This is a genomic window from Aeromonas sp. S15(2024) (genome assembly GCF_041402265.1).
Classification (GTDB): Bacteria; Pseudomonadota; Gammaproteobacteria; order Enterobacterales; family Aeromonadaceae; genus Aeromonas; species Aeromonas dhakensis.
Map to the genome: position 1 here is coordinate 281,307 of NZ_JBGLQY010000004.1, position 17,066 is coordinate 298,372.

Sequence of the window (17,066 nt, forward strand, 5' to 3'; positions counted from 1 at the left end):
GAATGGAAATGTACGTGAATCATCGGTGTCGATGTTCATATCAGGAAATGGACCCGGCCTGGAGCCGGGACGACAGGGAAGGAGATGGCTGTATGCTCAAGAGACTCGTGATGACTGGCCTGTTGGCGCTGATTGCCCTGCTGGCCGCCCCCAGCTGGGCCGAAGAGGTGGTGACCGCATCTGCGGTGGTGACCATCAACAAGGGGGACAATACCTGGATGCTGCTGTCGGCAGCCCTGGTGATCCTGATGTCCATTCCGGGCCTGGCCCTGTTTTATGGCGGTCTGGTGCGCACCAAGAACATGCTGAGCGTGCTGATGCAGGTATTCACCCTGTTCTCGCTCATCTGCGTGCTGTGGGTGATCTACGGTTATTCGCTGGCCTTTACCGAAGGCAACAGCGTCTATGGCTCCTTCAGCAAGGCGCTGCTCAAGGGGGTGACCCCCGACTCCATCGCCGCCACCTTCAGCAAGGGAGTCGGGATCAGCGAGTTCATCTATGTGGTGTTCCAGGGGGCCTTTGCCGCCATCACCTGTGGCCTGATCGTGGGGGCCTTTGCCGAGCGCATCAAGTTTGCTGCCGTGCTGCTGTTCTCGGTGATCTGGTTCACCTTCGCCTATATTCCGCTGGCTCACATGGTGTGGTACTGGGCGGGTCCGGATGCCTATACCACGGCCGATGCCGCGGCAGCGGCCACGGCGACGGCAGGTTATCTGTTCCAGCACGGCGCGCTGGATTTTGCCGGCGGCACAGTGGTGCACATCAATGCGGCGGTGGCCGGTCTGGTCGGCGCCTATCTGGTGGGCAAGCGCCTGGGCTATGGTCGTGACCCCATGACCCCGCACAGCCTCACCATGACCATGATCGGGGCCTCTCTGCTCTGGTTCGGCTGGTTCGGTTTCAACGCCGGCTCCGCGCTGGAAGCCAACGGCACGGCGGCACTGGCCTTCATCAATACCTGGGTGGCACCGGCGGCGGCGGCCCTCTCCTGGACCTTGGCCGAGTGGGTGATGAAAGGCCGTCCTTCGCTGCTGGGCGCGGCTTCCGGCGCCGTCTCCGGGCTGGTGGTGATCACCCCGGCGGCCGGTTTCGTCGGTGTCGGTGGTGGTCTGGTGATGGGCCTCATCAGCGGTGTCGCGGGGTTGTGGGGGGTTCACGGTCTCAAGCGGCTGCTGGGTGCCGATGACAGTCTGGACGTGTTCGGTGTGCACGGGGTGTGCGGCATCCTCGGCGCCCTGCTGACCGGGGTGTTCGCCAGCCCGGATCTGGGCGGCACCGGGGTGTGGGACTATGTCACCAACCAAGTGGCGGAGGGCTACTCCATCCTGGATCAGGTCAAGATCCAGGCCATCGGGGTAGGGGTGACCATCCTCTGGTCCGGCATCATCTCGGTGGTGGCCTACAAGCTGGTGGATATGCTGATCGGCCTGCGGGTGAAAGAGGATGCTGAGCGGGAGGGGCTGGACGTCACCACCCACGGCGAGAAGGCCTACAGCCTGTAATCCGCCATCTGTTGTTCAGCAAGATTGCCGCCGGCCATGCCGGCGGTTTTTTTATGTCCGTTTGCCGGGGACCAACTCTGATGTCCGAGCCTGTGGTGGGGCGGTTCGCCTCTGACGCCATCACCCCAGATAGAGCGCATCCCCGAGATCGCCGCCGGCGATAGCATTTTTCGGCAGACAAGGTGGGTAGCGGCAATGTCCTCTGTCTTGTTGCTGTTTTATGCCTGCAATTTGGACGGATCTCCGCTAAACTCTGCCACCTTTTCTTGATGGGTCGGCCGGGCCGGTTCATCACCCTCTTATTATATGTACTTTTGGAGCCGCTCATGCCGCTAGTGGGACATCAACACCAGATCGAGATCCTGGAACTGACCGACAAAGGAGATGGCAAAGGACGCCTGTTCGACCGCCCCCTGTTTGTCGAAGGTCTGCTGCCGGGTGAGCAGGCGTTGGTCGAACTGACCGAGGTCAAGCCCAACTACCTGCACGGCAAGGTGGCCGAGCTGCTCCAGCCCTCCGCCGACCGGGTTGCCGACTTCTGCCCCAACACAGAATGCGGCGGTTGCCAGGTGCGCCCGCTGGCCTATCCGGCCCAGCTCAAGCTCAAACAGAGCTTGGTGCAGAGCGCTCTGGAGCAGGTCGGGCTGGGTGAGGCCGTGGTCAATCCCATCCTCGGCATGGAGACGCCGTTCGCCTATCGCAACAAGGCGCAGTACGCAGTGCGTGGCTGCGAGGCTGGCGCCGAGATCGGTTTTTATCGCAAGCACTCCCACGACCTCATCACCGCCGATGATTGCGCGGTGCAAGATTCTCTGCACGTGGAGCTGAACGCCCGGGTGCGCAACTGGATGCGCGAGCACGACATCAAAGCCTATGACGAAGTGGCCCACACCGGCTGCGTACGCAACCTGATGACCCGCAAGGGCTTCAAGAGCGGCGAGCTGATGGTGGTGCTGGTGACCCTGGGTGAGGAGCTGCCGTTCGAAGCCGAGCTGCTGGCCGCCCTGCAGGATCTGCCGGTCACTACCCTGGTGCAGAACATCAACGAGGCGCGCACCAACCGCATCCTGGGTGACCACAACCGGGTGCTGCTGGGCAGCGGGGTGATCCGCGACAAGATCCACGAGCTCGAATTCGAGATCTCGCCGCTCTCCTTCTTCCAGAACAACCCGAGCCAGACCGACGTGCTCTACTCCAAGGCGCTGGAGTATTGCGAGCTGACCGGCAACGAGACGGTGTTCGACATCTATTGCGGTATCGGCACCATCTCCCTGTTCCTGGCCGGCAAGGCCGCCAAGGTGGTGGGGATCGAATCGGTGGAGAGCGCCATCAGCGACGCCCGCCGCAATGCGGCCCTCAACGGCATCGAGCAGACCGAGTTCCACGTCGGCAAGGCGGAGCAGCTGATGCCTGCCCTGCACGCCGAAGGGGTGAGTGCCGATGTGGTGGTGATGGATCCGCCGCGCAAGGGCTGCGACAAGGCGGTATTGCAGACCCTGGTGGCCATGGCGCCGCGCCGGCTGGTCTATGTCTCCTGCAACCCGCAGACCCTGGCCCGGGATCTCGCCTGGCTGGTCAAGCAGGGCTTCGTGCTGGACGAGGTGCAGCCGGTGGACATGTTCCCGCACTCGATGCACGTCGAGGCTGTCGCCCGCCTGAGCTTGCCTGCCAAGGCCTGATCGTCGCTGGTCCCCACTCGCGCCATGGACGTCGAAGCGGTTGCTCGTCTAAGCCTGCCCACCCAGGCGTGAATTGAATTAGCCAGATGGCTCTGATAAAAACGACTCCAAATGGAGTCGTTTTTTTATGGCCGTGGATCGGCGCAACCACCAGGCAGGGAGAGCGAGGGTGATGATTCGTTTGGCGAGTGTGGAGGATGCGGTGGCGCTGGATCACTTCTTTGGGGAACTGGACAGGGAGACCCGCTTCATGCTGTATGAGGCGGGGGAGCGCCCCTCGGACATCGAGGGGCAGCGCCAGCGGCTCGAGGCCATGGCGGCGGCTCCCAATCAGGCCATGTGGCTGCTGGTGCTGGCCGGGGAGGTGCAGGGCTTTGCCGTGCTCATCGGCGGTGGCCTGGCGCGCAACCGCCACTGCGCCCTGGTGGTGATGGGGCTGCGGTCGAGTGCACGCGGGTTGGGATGGGGTGAGCGGTTACTGCGCACCCTGATCGCGGCCGCCGGCGAGCTAGGGATCCAGCGGCTGGAGCTGGGGGTGATGGTCCACAACGAGGTGGCGCGCGCCCTCTATCGCAAGTGCGGCTTCCGGGACGAGGGGTTGCGGCGACAGGCCTATCGGCTGGACGATGGCTACGTGGACGAGATCAGCATGGGGTTGCTGCTGTCGCCCGGGGCGCCATGATGCAGCGGGCCCGGTTTGCTCCTGGCGGCGAGCGGGTATATGACGGAGCAACCGTCGACTTGATGAAGAGGGGAACGCGCGGATGAAAGGTATCTTGTTACGCTGGCTGGCTCGCTACGATGGCTGGTGCGAGGAGTGGGGGCTCACGCCGGAGAACCGGCGCTGCTGCGTGCCGGTGCGCCGGGAACAGGATGAGGCGCCGCAGGCAGAGCAGCAAGCCGAGTCGGATCCGCTCACTGGAAATTGCGGGTCACGGCACCAGTGACGCTGTTGTAGTCGAAGGAGAGACCGTCGGGATAGGCGGGGAAGCGGCTGATGGAGTCGCGCAGGGTGTAGCGGCAGTTGCTGTGCGGCTCTCCCTCTTCATCTATCTGGTTGGCGGTCAGCTCGCTGGACAGGTAGTCGGCGTTGAGTTGCTGATCGGGATCCTGATCGACCGAGGCGACGGTGTAGCTGCTGTCCTGCAGTCCCTGAAACAGCAGACGGCAGTCTGACTGGTTGCTTACCGAGATGTAGTCGCCCTGACCTGCGACATAGGGTTCGTCGATCCCCTTGCGCCCCTGATCTTCGTCCGTGCCGGCGGGCCAGCCATAGCGGTTGATGTCGAGATTGCGTTGCCCCATGCTGCCAAGATTGTAGAGCGCCTGATCCTGCGCCTTGACCGCCCAGCCGGCATGAGCCAGCTGGACCGCGCTGGCAAAGCTGGCCGCCGTTGCCGCGACCGTGCTCTTTAATGCGTCATCCTTGAGATTGATGAAGCGGGGCAGAGCGGTCACGGCCAGGATCCCCAGCACTATGATGACCAGCACCAGTTCTATCAGGGTAAAGCCGTGGCTTGTGCGTTTCATCATGATATGGACCCATTAATTACGACAAACAGGTGAGTGACATGCAATTGATCGACACCCATTGCCATCTCGATTTTCCGGTCTTTGACTCCGAGCGGGCGGCGCTGCTGGCCGAGTGCCGTCAGCTGGGGGTGGGCGAGTATATCATTCCCGCGGTGGGAGAGGAAAACTGGGGCCGGGTGATGACGCTGGCGGCAGAACATGACGGCATCTCCTATGCCCTTGGCGTGCACCCCTGGTATGTGGGCGGTCAGACGCCGGCGGTGCTGACCCGGTTGCAGCAACGGTTGGCGGAGCGCCCCCGCGGGTTGGTGGCGGTGGGCGAATGCGGGCTGGATCTGCGCTCCCACGTGCCGCAGGAGGGACAGCTCGAGATGTTCGAGGCCCAGGTCGAACTGGCCAAGGAGCATGAGTTGCCCCTTATTGTCCATTCGGTGCGTGCCAACGACACGGTGGCCAAGATCCTCAGACGTCTGCGCCCTGCCTGCGGGGGCGTCATCCACGCCTTCAGCGGCTCCCTGCAGCAGGCAGAAGCGTTCTGGCAATTGGGATTTCGGCTCGGCATCGGCGGGGTCATCAGCTTTGAGCGGGCCAACAAGACCCGGGAGGCGGTGCGCGACATGCCGCTGGAGGCCCTGCTGCTGGAAACGGACGCCCCCGACATGCCGCTGCAGGGTCAGCAAGGGGCGCCCAACACCCCCGCCAATCTGCCAATCATTGCGCAACTGCTGGCCGATTTGCGGCAGCAACCGCTGGCACATGTTGCCTCGGTGTTACATGAATCCACTCTGCATACCTTCCAGTTGGGCAAGTCGAAAATTAACACCTGATTAACTGTTGCTAGCGACATGATAAAAAATGGGGGGAGTAAAAATCGTTTGCGGTCTAATTTGACGACCTCTAGCGCATTTCATGCTTATAAAATGTGACCAGCGTTCTACTTTGTCGCACCGTAATTAGTATAATGCGCACCCTTGATTGATGGCTTTGAGATACAAGTTGTTAACAAGCTGGAAGGTGCTACTAAAGAGGAAGTGTAAATAATGAATCTAATAATGGGTCTGGTAGGGATGGCAACGCTCGTCCTTATCGCGGTGCTGTTCTCCAGCAATCGCAAAGCAATAAGAGTGCGCACCGTTGCCGGTGCCTTTGCAATCCAAGCTGGCCTGGGTGCCTTCGTGCTGTACGTCCCGGTTGGTCGTGACATCCTGGTAGGTGTATCCGATGCTGTTTCCAGCGTCATCGGTTATGGCCAGAACGGCATCGAATTCCTGTTCGGTGGTCTGGTCAGCAACAAGATGTTCGAAGTGTTCGGTGGTGGCGGCTTCATCTTCGCCTTCCGCGTACTGCCGGTCATCATCTTCTTCTCCTCCCTGATCGCCGTTCTCTATTACCTGGGCATCATGCAGTGGGTCATCAAACTGCTGGGTGGTGGCCTGCAGAAAGTACTGGGCACTTCCCGTACCGAATCCCTCTCCGCCACTGCCAACATCTTCGTGGGTCAGACTGAAGCGCCGCTGGTTGTGCGTCCCTTCATCTCCAAGATGACCGACTCCGAGCTGTTCGCCGTCATGTGTGGTGGCTTGGCATCTGTTGCCGGCTCCGTACTGGCCGGTTACGCCTCCATGGGCGTCAAGATGGAATACCTGATTGCCGCCTCCTTCATGGCTGCCCCGGGTGGTCTGCTGTTCGCCAAGCTGCTGGTGCCGGAAACCGAGACCCCGAGCTACGACGAGAGCAATGCCGATGGCGATCTGGAAGACAAGCCTGCCAACGTGATCGATGCCGCCGCCGCCGGTGCCTCTGCCGGTCTGCAACTGGCCCTGAACGTCGGCGCCATGCTGCTGGCCTTCATCGGTCTGATCGCCATGATCAACGGCATCTTCTCCGGTGTGGGTGGCTGGTTCGGTTATCCGCAGCTCTCCCTGGAACTGCTGCTGGGCTGGATCTTCTCCCCGCTGGCCTTCCTGATCGGTGTGCCCTGGAGTGAAGCCGTCGTAGCCGGTTCCTTCATCGGCCAGAAGCTGGTGGTCAACGAGTTCGTGGCCTACCTGAACTTCGCCCCGTACCTGAAGGATGAAGTGCTGATCAATGGCGTGGCCATGTCTGACCACACCAAGGCCATCATCTCCTTCGCCCTGTGCGGTTTCGCCAACCTGTCCTCCGTTGCCATCCTGCTGGGTGGTCTGGGCTCCATGGCACCGAACCGTCGCGGCACCATTGCGAAATTTGGTCTGAAAGCCGTACTGGCCGGCTCTCTGTCCAACCTGATGTCTGCGACCATCGCAGGCTTCTTCCTGGCGCTGTCCAGCATGTAATGTCAGTCTGACTGACAGCTATAACCACGAACGCCACGGCATCTGCCGTGGCGTTCGTGTATGGAGCGGTGACAACCGTTTTCCTTTCTAAACTAATAATAAAATGAGTCAAATCGGAGGTTATATGAATGAAGTGCTACTGGCGATGGCAGCCGGCTTTATCGTTGGCTTGTTGTTTTCTTTCCTCAAATTGCCGATCCCGGCCCCGCCCGTACTGTCCGGGGTAATGGGGATCGTTGGAGTCTATCTGGGGGGCCTGGCATACTCCTGGATACTCACCCGTTTCTTCTCTTAACGCACTTTCCAGTACCGGATTTGCCAGATGTGAGGTACCTCTGAAAATGGCAAATCCGGCTTGCAAACAAGGGGTATCTCGGCTGAAATAGGCATTGCCAGCAGGGTGCTGGCATTGACTAATGCCCGATGAAATCGGGTGTTGGCGGTCAAATGGAATTGATTGGGAAGTCGGGTCAGACCTTGTCTGCCTTTCTCAAGTCTTCATGGAACCAAGTCCGCACTTTTGTAAGAAAGTGACAGGGCTCTTGCCTTATTTGCAGCCTATTGCCCGTGCAGTTGCGCTGCAATTCCATTCCCGTTTTTCCGGGAGTCGCGTCTTGCCGGTTGCGTTGCGACAGGCAGCACCATGCCCTGGAATTCGGACTACATCGAGACTTTGGAGAACAGAATGACTGATCTGAAACTGGCCGCCCAGCGCGCCCTGAATCTGATGGACCTGACCACCCTGAACGACGACGACACCGATCAGAAGGTGATCGACCTGTGCCGCAAGGCCAAGTCACCGGCCGGCCTGACCGCCGCCGTCTGCATCTACCCCCGTTTCATCCCCATCGCTCGCAAGACTCTGCGTGAGATCGGCGCTGCCGACGTGCGCATTGCGACCGTGACCAACTTCCCGCACGGCAACGACGACATCGAGATCGCCGTGGCCGAAACCCGCGCCGCCGTGGCCTACGGTGCCGACGAAGTGGACGTGGTGTTCCCGTACCGCGCCTTCATGGCCGGCAATGAACAGGTCGGCTTCGATCTGGTCAAAGCTTGTAAGGAAGCCTGTGGCGCCAACGTTCTGCTGAAAGTGATCATCGAGACCGGCGAGCTGAAAGAGGAAGCGCTGATCCGTCGCGCCTCCGAAATCTCCATCGACGCCGGTGCCGACTTCATCAAGACCTCCACCGGCAAGGTGCCGGTCAATGCGACCCCGGAAGCGGCCCGCATCATGATGGAAGTGATCAAGGCCAAGAACCCGAAAGTCGGCTTCAAGCCGGCCGGTGGCGTGAAAGACGCCGCCGTGGCGGGTCAGTACCTGGCCATGGCCGAAGAGATCCTGGGCAAGGACTGGGTATCCGCCCGCACCTTCCGCTTTGGTGCATCCAGCCTGCTGGCCAGCCTGCTGGCCACACTGGGGCATGGCGACAAGCCGGCCAACACCAGCGGTTACTAATAGGTTGATGAGAGGGCGGACCAGGTCCGCCCTGTTTCGCCCCCACCATGCGGTGTGCGGGCAAGGATTCAGGCTTGTGTAACGCCAGCAATGGCGGAGGGAATGAAAGATGTTTTTGCCTCAAGAAATCATTCGCAAGAAGCGCAACGGTGAAGCGCTCAGTACCCAAGAGATTCAATTCTTCGTTCAGGGCATTACCAACAACACCATCGGCGAGGGCCAGATTGCGGCGCTGGCGATGGCGGTCTACTTCAAAGACATGACCATGGATGAGCGGGTTGCCCTGACCTGCGCCATGCGCGACTCCGGCATGGTACTGACCTGGGATCACCTCAATCTGGGTGGCCCGATCGTCGACAAGCACTCCACCGGTGGTGTGGGTGACGTCGTCTCCCTGATGCTTGGCCCCATGGTCGCCGCCTGCGGTGGTTTCGTGCCGATGATCTCCGGCCGTGGCCTGGGCCACACCGGCGGTACCCTCGACAAGCTGGATGCCATTCCTGGCTACCAGACCTCGGTCGACAACGATCGTTTCCTGAAAGTGGTGAAAGAGGCGGGTGTCGCCATCATCGGCCAGACCGGCGATCTCGCCCCGGCCGACAAGCGTATCTATGCGGTACGGGACATCACTGCCACCGTCGAATCCATCGCCATGATCACCGGCTCCATCCTCTCCAAGAAGCTCGCCTCCGGGCTGGAAGCGCTGGTGATGGACGTGAAAGTGGGCTCCGGTGCCTTCATGCCGACCTTTGAAGCATCCGAGGAGCTGGCCAAGAGCATAGTTGCGGTGGCCAACGGTGCCGGCTGCCGCACTTCAGCGCTCTTGACCGACATGAACCAGGTGCTGGCCTCCAGCGCCGGCAACGCGGTGGAAGTGCGCGAAGCGGTGCGCTACCTGACCGGTGAATACCGCAACCCGCGCATCCATGCCGTCACCATGGCGCTGTGCGCCGAGATGCTGATCTCCGCCGGCCTGGCCAGCGACGACAGCGAGGCCCGCCGCAAACTGCAGGCGGTGCTGGACAACGGCAAGGCGGCCGAGATCTTCGGTCGCATGGTGACCGGCCTCGGTGGCCCGAGCGACTTCATGGAGCGCTACGATCATCACCTGCCCAAAGCCGCCATCGTGCGCCCCGTCTATGCCGCCAACAGCGGTTTCGTGACCGCCATGGATACCCGCGAACTGGGTCTGGCCGTGGTCGCCATGGGCGGTGGCCGTCGCGCTGCCGGTGACAAGCTTGATTATGCGGTCGGTCTGACCGACTTTATCCGCCTGGGTCAAAGCGTTGAGGCAGACAAGCCGCTCGCCCTGATCCACGCTCAAACTGAAGAGCAATTTGCTCAGGCCGCCAGCATGGTGCAGGCTGCCGTCAAGATCGGTGATACCCAACCGGAGGCGCTGCCCGAGGTTTACCGTCGCATCGGTCTGGCTGATTTGTAACAAGGGGAAGTCCCATGAAACGTACCTTTATTCTGATGATGGACTCTTTCGGCATTGGCGCAGCCGCCGACGCCGACAAGTTCGGCGATGTGGGCGCCAATACCCTTGGCCATATCGCCAAGGCCTGTGCCGCCGGCGAACTCGAGGGTCGTGGCGCCCTCAATCTGCCGAACCTCAGCAAGCTGGGTCTGGGCCACGCGGGTGAACTCGCCAGCGGCACCTTCCCGGCTGGCCTGAACAAGGATGTCGAGGTAGTCGGTGCCTACGGCTTTGCCCAGGAGCTCTCCTCCGGCAAGGACACTCCGTCCGGTCACTGGGAAATTGCCGGCGTGCCCGTGCTGTTCGAGTGGGGCTACTTCAAGGATCACCACAACAGCTTCCCGCAGGAGCTGCTGGATGCCATCGTCGAGAAGGCAGGTCTGCCGGGCTATCTGGGCAACTGCCACGCCTCCGGTACCCAGGTGCTGGATGATCTGGGCGAAGAGCACATGCGTACCGGCAAGCCGATCCTCTACACCTCCGCCGACTCCGTGTTCCAGATCGCCTGCCACGAAGAGACCTACGGCCTCGAGAAGCTCTATGAGCTGTGCCACATAGTGCGCGAGCTGTTGGAGCCCTACAACATCGGCCGTGTCATCGCGCGTCCGTTCGTGGGCAGCGGCAAGGGTAACTTCAAGCGCACCGGCAACCGTCACGACTACTCAGTGCTGCCGCCGGCGCCGACCGTGCTGGACTACATGAAGGAAGCGGGCGGCCAAGTGGTTTCCATCGGCAAGATCGCCGACATCTATGCCCAGCAGGGCATCACCAAGCAGGTGAAAGGCACAGGTCTGACCGAGCTGTGGGACAGAACCCTGGAAGAGGTGAAAGCGGCCGGTGACCAGACCATCGTCTTCACCAACTTCGTCGACTTCGACTCCTCCTATGGTCACCGTCGCGACGTGAAGGGCTACGCCGATGCGCTGGAGTACTTCGACTCCCGCCTGCCGGAGCTGTTCGAGCTGATGCAGGATGGCGACGTGGTGGTGCTGACCGCCGACCACGGCTGTGACCCGACCTGGAGCGGCACCGACCACACCCGCGAGTACATCCCTGTGCTGTTCTACGGCAAGCCGGTCAAGGCCGGTTCCGTCGGCCGTCGCGAGACCTTTGCCGACATCGGCCAGAGCATCGCGGCGTACCACGGTCTGCCCAAACTGGCGTACGGTACCAGCTTCCTGTAAGTTACCCGCCCGTCGCCTCGGCGGCGGGCAACCAATAAAGACAATAAAACTCAACCTAGTGTGAAGGAATCAAGAGAATGGCAACTCCTCATATCAATGCGAAAGATGGCGCCTTTGCTGACACCGTGCTGATGCCGGGCGACCCCCTGCGCGCCAAGTACATCGCCGAAACCTTCCTGGAGAACGTCGAACAGGTGTGCGACGTGCGCAACATGTTCGGTTTCACCGGCACCTACAAGGGTCGTCGCATCTCCATCATGGGCCACGGCATGGGCATCCCGTCCTGCTCCATCTATGCAAAAGAGCTGATCACCGATTACGGCGTGAAGACCCTGATCCGCGTCGGCTCCTGCGGTGCCGTGCGTGAAGACGTGAAGCTGCGTGACGTGGTGATCGGCATGGGTGCCTGCACCGACTCCAAGGTGAACCGTCTGCGCTTCAAGGATCACGACTTCGCCGCCATCGCCGACTTCGATCTGGTTGCCAATGCCGTACAGGCCGCCAAGAACAAGGGCGTCGCCGTGCGCGTCGGTAACATCTTCTCCGCCGACCTGTTCTACACCCCGGACCCCTCCATGTTCGACGTCATGGAAAAATACGGCATCCTGGGTGTCGAGATGGAAGCCGCCGGTATCTACGGTGTGGCTGCGGAGTACGGTGCTCGCGCATTGACCATTTGCACCGTTTCCGACCATATCCGTACCGGTGAGCAGACCACCTCCGAAGAGCGTCAGCTGACCTTCAACGACATGATCGAAATCGCGCTGGATTCCGTCCTGCTGGGCGACAACTAATCCCCTTCGCGCATGAATAATGAAAACGGCGGCCCTCGGGCCGCCGTTTTGCATTTCAAGGAGGGAAGATCAGAGGTCGAGGGCGAAGCGCCCCTTGCCGGCCTGTTTGGCCCGGTACATGGCGCTGTCGGCCCGGTGCAGCAGGTCGTCGATGTGACAATACTGGCCCGAATGGCAGATGGCTCCGCCGATGCTGCCGGCGAGGGGTAGCTGGTGGCCGGCCACGTCGGCCGGTACCGCCATGGCCGCCAGCAGCCGTTCGCACAGGGCGGGCAGCTCCAGTTCCGGCTGGCGCAGGGCCGGCAGTATGATGGTGAACTCGTCGCCGGCCAGGCGCGCCACCATGTCACCGGGGCGCACCTCGGCACTGAGCACGCTGGCGAAGCGCTGCAACAGGGCGTCGCCGACGTGATGGCCGAGTTGATCGTTGATTCGCTTGAAGCCGTCGAGATCGAGAAACAGCAGCCCCAGGGTCTCGGCATTCTGACGCACCCGCTCCAGCTCCCGGGAGAGGCGCAGGGTGAAGGCGCGCCGGTTGGGCAGGCCGGTGAGGGGGTCGTGGGCCGCCTCGTGCTCCAGCTGGTTCTGCAGCGCCTTGAACTCGGTGATGTCGCTGCCGAGGATGTAGACCCCGGGCTCGTCGCCCCGGCTCGGGATCATGGTGATCCTGAGATCCCGCGGGCCTATGGGTAGCTCGAAACGGTTCTCGAAGCTCACCTGCTCGCCGGCGAGGGCCCGCTCCAGATGGGCGATGGCCCGGCCGTAGGCCGCGTCGCCGATCACCTCCCGCACGCTCATCTCCCGTATCCGTTCGGGATCCAGCCCGAAGTAGCGGCAGTAGGCCTGGTTGGCAAACAGATAGCGCCCCTCGGGCGAGACCATGCTGATGGTGACCGGCAGGCCGTCAGTGATGGCCCGCAACCGGGCCCGCCCGCGCTCGATTTCCGCCAGCACCTGGCGGCGGGCGCTGATGTCGTGCAGGAACAGGGCGAGGCGCACCTTGCCGTCGAACTGGTAGCGCTCGGCGCTCACCTCGACCGGGACCTGGCGACCGCTGCGGGTGCCGATGTCGCACTCCAGGCGGCGCTGTGCGCGCTCGGGATGGGTCAGCAGCGCCAGCAGAGGGTGAGCGCTGCCGAGCAGGGTGGGCAGGGTGCGTCCCAGCATCTCCTCGGGGTGCCAGCCGAGCAGGGTGGTGGAGGCCGGGTTCCAGCCGGTAATGACCAGCGCCTCGTCGAGCTCGAGGAAGGCGTTGCTGGTGTGCTCCAGCATGTGTTGCAGCCGGCGTTGCTCCTGCCAGAGGCGTTGCTGCACGGCGCCGCGCTCCTGCATCTCGCCATGCAGTTGCTCCACCGTGCTCGACAGCTCGCGGGTGCGCTCACGCACCTGCTGTTCGAGCCCCTGCTGTAGTTGCAACAGCTCGGCCTCGACCTGTTTGCGCTCGGTGAGGTCGGCAAATACGGCGATCATGTGGGGGGCCATGGTGCGGCTCTGGCACAGGGTCACGCTGAGCTGGACCCAGCACAGGCTGCCATCGGCGCGGATCATCCGCTTCTCCAGCCGGTAGTCCTGGCGCTGCCCCGCGAGCAGGGCGGTGAACAGGGCCAGCTCGCGCGGCAGATCCTCGGGGTGGGTCATGGCGTGCCAGGTTCGCGTCAGCATCTCCTGTTCGCTGTAGCCGAGCAGTCGCTCCAGCCCAGGGTTGGCCCGCAGCCAGCGTCCTTCGACCGACGAGAGGGCCATGCCCACCGAGGACTGGTTGAAGGTGAGGGTGAACAGGTGTTCTTTGTCCTCCAGCACCTGGTTGAGGCTGCGCACCTGATGGCGCCTTTCCAGATCGTGCAGGGTGTTCTCCACCAGGCGGCCGAAGTCGTCGAGATCGCGACAGGCCTCCTGGTCGAGGTGGCGCGCTGCATGATCCACCAGACAAAGGGTGCCGAGCACCACGCCGTCCAGCGCCCGCAGTGGCCGGCCGGCATAGAAGACCACGTGGGGCTCGCCCGTCACCAGCGGGTTGTCGGCAAAGCGCGGGTCGAGCCTGGCATCCTGCACCTGCATGATGTCGGGGCGCAGGATGGCGTGGCCACAGAAGGAGTGCTCCCGGCTGATCTCGCACAGGGTGACGCCGGTACGGGCGAGAAACCACTGCCGGTTCACGTCGGTCAGCGAGACCATGGCGATGGGCAGCGAGAAATGGCGGGTGATGAGCCGGGTCAGGCGATCCAGCTGGTCGATGGGCTCGCGGTCAAGCAAGCCCAGGATGCGAAGCCGTTCCAGTCGGCTCTCTTCATCCAGAGGAAGAGGGGGGGCAATCATACAGCGCTCCTGCTGGTGGCATTGCCTGGGTTGTATACAAGGCGATGAGGTCGCACCGTCTTATTGCGGTTCGACCGGTTTGCTTTTCTTCTTGTGCTTGCGCACCCGCATGTAGTTGCGGCGTACCCCGTAGGAGATGAGCAGCCCGGCCAGCAGGGCGACCAGCAGCATCAGCCGCTGTTTCTCCTGCACCACCTTGAGCCGGGTGTCCTTGTCCGCCAGCATCTGCTGCTCCTCCAGGGTAATGCGCAGATAGCCCAGCGTCTGCTCCCCATCCAGGATCTCCTGCACGAACTGGATGCGCCCCTTGCCCTGCTCGGGGACCGACTTGTTGTTGTCGCCGATGGGCAGCAGGCTGTCCAGCGGCACTGCATTGTCCGACTGGGCGAGGGGAATGCCGCGGGCATCGTAGAGGGTGACATCGAGGATCTCGGGTTCGGCGGCCAGATCCCGGGCCAGCCGCTCCAGCTCGCTGTTTTTCTCCTCCTTGATCCAGCGTTTCATGTCCCTGGCGGCATAGGCCACCAGTGCCTGGGCCCGGTTGCGCGCCTCGCTGTGCAGCGAGGCCTGGCTCTCGCCCTGCATATGAATGAGCACGGCGAGCACCCAGAGTCCGAGCAGAACACCGGCACCCAGACTGAGCACACGTTTGATGGGGAGATGACGCAAGCGTTGAGCCTTTTGCTGACAAGGAGTGGCGGGATCTTGGCGCTTGCCTGTACAAAAAGCAATACGCTACTCTGGGCCAGTTTTGTTAACCCCATGATCACCAAGGAAGGCGTTATCCCTATGTTGTTGTCCCAATTGCCTGCAGAGATTTCAGAGTGGCCCGAGTGCCTGTCCGGCGCCCCCTGGTGGGAGGCGACGCCGCAAGCGCTGCTGCCCGCCGCCAGTGCGCTGGATGGCGCCTGGCTGGTGCTGTTCGGTCGGGCCCTTGGTGGCCACCATCTCGGCCGGCTGGCCGGGCTGCTGGCGCGGCACGGGCTGCAGGCACGGCTCTATCCGCCCGCCATGCCGGCCGGGGTACCCCTGCTGCTGCTGGGCACGGATCGCTTCTCACCCGCTCTGGTACAGACGCTCAAGGGGGAGGAGTGGGATATCGATCTGTGTCATCTGCCGGCCCTGCCCAGCCTGGCTGAGCCCGGTCTGCTGGTGATGGACATGGACTCCACCGCCATCCGCATCGAGTGCATCGACGAGATTGCCCGTTTGGCCGGGGTCGGCGAGCAGGTGGCGGCGGTCACTGCGGCCGCCATGCAGGGCAAGCTGGAGTTTTCCGACAGCCTGCGGGCCAGGGTCGCCCTGCTGGAGGGGGCACCGGTCACCATTCTCGACGAGGTGGCGGCCAACATGCCGTGGATGCCGGGCCTGCAACTGATGGTCGACACTCTCAAGCAGGCTGGCTGGAAGGTGGCGATCGCCTCCGGTGGTTTCACCCGTTTTGCCGGCCAGTTGCAGCGGGAGCTGGGGCTGGACGCCATCTTCGCTAACGAGCTGGCGGTGGTGGGGCCGCAGCTGACCGGAAAGGTGAGCGGGCGCATCGTCGATGCCACCGTCAAGGCCGAGGTGCTGCAGCAGCTGGCCGCGGAGTACGGCATCGCCACTGGCCAGACCGTGGCTGTCGGCGATGGTGCCAACGATCTCAAGATGATGGGGGTGGCCGGGCTCGGCATCGCCATCCACGCCAAACCGCTGGTGCGGGCCCAGGCGGCGGCCACCCTCAACCACCACGATCTGGAAGGGGTGATCTGCCTGCTTGGCGCCCTGACCTGCCGCCAGCAGCGCTGGGATCGGCGCTGAGCCCATCGGGCTGGACTCAACCCCACGTCACGGAGGACGTAGTCTCAAAATGGAACTGCAACAGCAATCCCTGTTTATTCCCTGCGGCGAACATAGGCTGCACGTTCGCCACATTCAGCCGCGGGTCGCGGTACATGGCGAGCCGATCCTGATGGTGCACGGCGCCATCGAGAACGGGCGCATCTTCTATACCGAGTCGGGCAAGGGGCTGGCCTGTTTTCTGGCCCGCCACGGCTATCAGGTCTATGTGGCCGATCTGCGCGGGCGGGGGCTTAGCACGCCGGCCATTGCCGAGCAGGCCGAACATGGCCAGCATGAGCTCATCACCGAGGACCTGCCGGCCCTGCACCGCTGGATTGCCGCCCGTCATGCCGGCTTCAAGCTGCACTGGATGGCCCACTCCTGGGGCGGCGTCATCATGGCGTCGACCCTGGTGCGCTTTCCCGAGCTGGCGGAGCAGGTGGCCAGCCTGGTGTTCTTTGGCACCAAGCGCGGCGTGTCGGTACAAAATCCGGAGCGTTGGCTGAAGGTGGATCTGATCTGGAACCGGCTGGCCCCCTGGCTGGCCAGCCGCAGCGGCTTTCTGGCTGCCCGCAGATTGAAGATAGGGGCGGATGACGAGCCGTTGCGCTACCTGCAGGAGACCATCCCCTGGGTCAAGTGTGGCCCCTGGCAGGATCCCAGCGACGGGTTCGCCTATGACGAGGCGGCCGCCCGGGTCAACTGGCCGCCGCTCTGGATGATCTCGGCCAAGGCGGACAAGGTGCTGGGTCACCCGACCGACGTGCGCCGCTTCAGCGCCGAGATGGGCTCGGCCGCACGCCATACCCGGCTCGGCCGGGACAACGGCAACCGGCTCGATTACGACCACATCAACATGCTGACTGCACCTCAGGCGCAGGAGGATCACTTCCCGCAGATCCTCGAATGGCTGCTCAACCCGCAGGCGGCCTGATGGGGGAACCCTCGGGGGGCTGGTAGCCGCAAGAATACCAAATGCAATG

General features: G+C 62.7%; 16 protein-coding genes. 13 read left to right on the forward strand and 3 right to left on the reverse strand.

Features of this window, described 5'->3' with window-relative positions; genetic code table 11:
- Positions 1-92: 92 nt before the first annotated feature.
- The 4 genes from amt (at position 93) to ACB033_RS11940 (ending at position 4,128) form a co-directional block, all read left to right on the forward strand.
- Positions 93-1,502 (forward strand): ammonium transporter, encoded by a 1,410-nt coding sequence (amt, locus tag ACB033_RS11925; protein WP_010636134.1) that lies wholly within the window; start codon positions 93-95, stop codon positions 1,500-1,502.
- Positions 1,503-1,828: 326 nt separating this feature from the next.
- Positions 1,829-3,181, forward strand: a complete 1,353-nt coding sequence (rlmD, locus tag ACB033_RS11930; RefSeq protein ID WP_099359988.1) for a 23S rRNA (uracil(1939)-C(5))-methyltransferase RlmD — start codon at positions 1,829-1,831, stop codon at positions 3,179-3,181.
- A gap of 172 nt (positions 3,182-3,353) precedes the next feature.
- Positions 3,354-3,863, forward strand: a complete 510-nt coding sequence (locus tag ACB033_RS11935) for a GNAT family N-acetyltransferase (protein WP_193557962.1) — start codon at positions 3,354-3,356, stop codon at positions 3,861-3,863.
- An 82-nt stretch (positions 3,864-3,945) separates the two neighbouring features.
- Positions 3,946-4,128, forward strand: a complete 183-nt coding sequence (locus ACB033_RS11940; protein ID WP_139724921.1) for a DUF5363 family protein — start codon at positions 3,946-3,948, stop codon at positions 4,126-4,128.
- On the opposite strand, the gene tppF is transcribed toward ACB033_RS11940, so the two are convergent.
- Positions 4,097-4,714 carry a type IVa pilus pseudopilin TppF gene (gene tppF, locus ACB033_RS11945; protein ID WP_139724919.1) on the reverse strand — a complete coding sequence of 206 codons (618 nt, stop codon included), beginning with the start codon at positions 4,712-4,714 and terminating at the stop codon, positions 4,097-4,099. The genes ACB033_RS11940 and tppF overlap by 32 nt on opposite strands.
- 38 nt (positions 4,715-4,752) lie before the next feature.
- Between tppF and ACB033_RS11950 the strand changes: the two genes are divergently transcribed.
- The 7 genes from ACB033_RS11950 (at position 4,753) to deoD (ending at position 11,946) form a co-directional block, all read left to right on the forward strand.
- Positions 4,753-5,541 (forward strand): TatD family hydrolase, encoded by a 789-nt coding sequence (locus tag ACB033_RS11950; RefSeq protein WP_139724917.1) that lies wholly within the window; start codon positions 4,753-4,755, stop codon positions 5,539-5,541.
- 213 nt (positions 5,542-5,754) lie between these two features.
- Entirely contained in the window at positions 5,755-7,029 is a 1,275-nt protein-coding gene (locus ACB033_RS11955; protein ID WP_010636138.1) for a NupC/NupG family nucleoside CNT transporter, read from the forward strand.
- A 124-nt stretch (positions 7,030-7,153) separates the two neighbouring features.
- Positions 7,154-7,324: a XapX domain-containing protein gene (locus ACB033_RS11960; RefSeq protein WP_005305103.1), complete on the forward strand. Its 171-nt coding sequence runs from the start codon at positions 7,154-7,156 to the stop codon at positions 7,322-7,324.
- Between the two features lie 390 nt (positions 7,325-7,714).
- Positions 7,715-8,488, forward strand: coding sequence for a deoxyribose-phosphate aldolase (gene deoC, locus ACB033_RS11965; RefSeq protein ID WP_019838916.1), 774 nt, complete (start codon positions 7,715-7,717; stop codon positions 8,486-8,488).
- Positions 8,489-8,597: 109 nt separating this feature from the next.
- A complete protein-coding gene (deoA, locus tag ACB033_RS11970) occupies positions 8,598-9,929 on the forward strand; it encodes a thymidine phosphorylase (RefSeq protein ID WP_017787565.1) in 1,332 nt (443 codons plus the stop codon).
- Between the two features lie 14 nt (positions 9,930-9,943).
- The gene (locus tag ACB033_RS11975; RefSeq protein WP_010636141.1) at positions 9,944-11,152 is read left to right on the forward strand and encodes a phosphopentomutase; all 1,209 of its coding nucleotides are present in this window, start codon (positions 9,944-9,946) and stop codon (positions 11,150-11,152) included.
- Between the two features lie 77 nt (positions 11,153-11,229).
- Positions 11,230-11,946: a purine-nucleoside phosphorylase gene (gene deoD, locus ACB033_RS11980; protein ID WP_005305092.1), complete on the forward strand. Its 717-nt coding sequence runs from the start codon at positions 11,230-11,232 to the stop codon at positions 11,944-11,946.
- A 69-nt stretch (positions 11,947-12,015) separates the two neighbouring features.
- Here deoD and ACB033_RS11985 read toward each other — a convergent pair whose 3' ends face one another.
- Both ACB033_RS11985 and ACB033_RS11990 read right to left on the reverse strand, forming a co-directional pair.
- Entirely contained in the window at positions 12,016-14,262 is a 2,247-nt protein-coding gene (locus ACB033_RS11985; protein WP_139724913.1) for a PAS domain S-box protein, read from the reverse strand.
- Between the two features lie 60 nt (positions 14,263-14,322).
- Positions 14,323-14,931, reverse strand: coding sequence for an AhpA/YtjB family protein (locus ACB033_RS11990; protein WP_005305087.1), 609 nt, complete (start codon positions 14,929-14,931; stop codon positions 14,323-14,325).
- Between the two features lie 120 nt (positions 14,932-15,051).
- Between ACB033_RS11990 and serB the strand changes: the two genes are divergently transcribed.
- A complete protein-coding gene (gene serB, locus ACB033_RS11995; protein WP_139724911.1) occupies positions 15,052-16,062 on the forward strand; it encodes a phosphoserine phosphatase SerB in 1,011 nt (336 codons plus the stop codon).
- 49 nt (positions 16,063-16,111) lie between these two features.
- Entirely contained in the window at positions 16,112-17,017 is a 906-nt protein-coding gene (locus ACB033_RS12000) for an alpha/beta fold hydrolase (protein WP_124249316.1), read from the forward strand.
- The last annotated feature ends 49 nt before the right edge of the window (positions 17,018-17,066 follow it).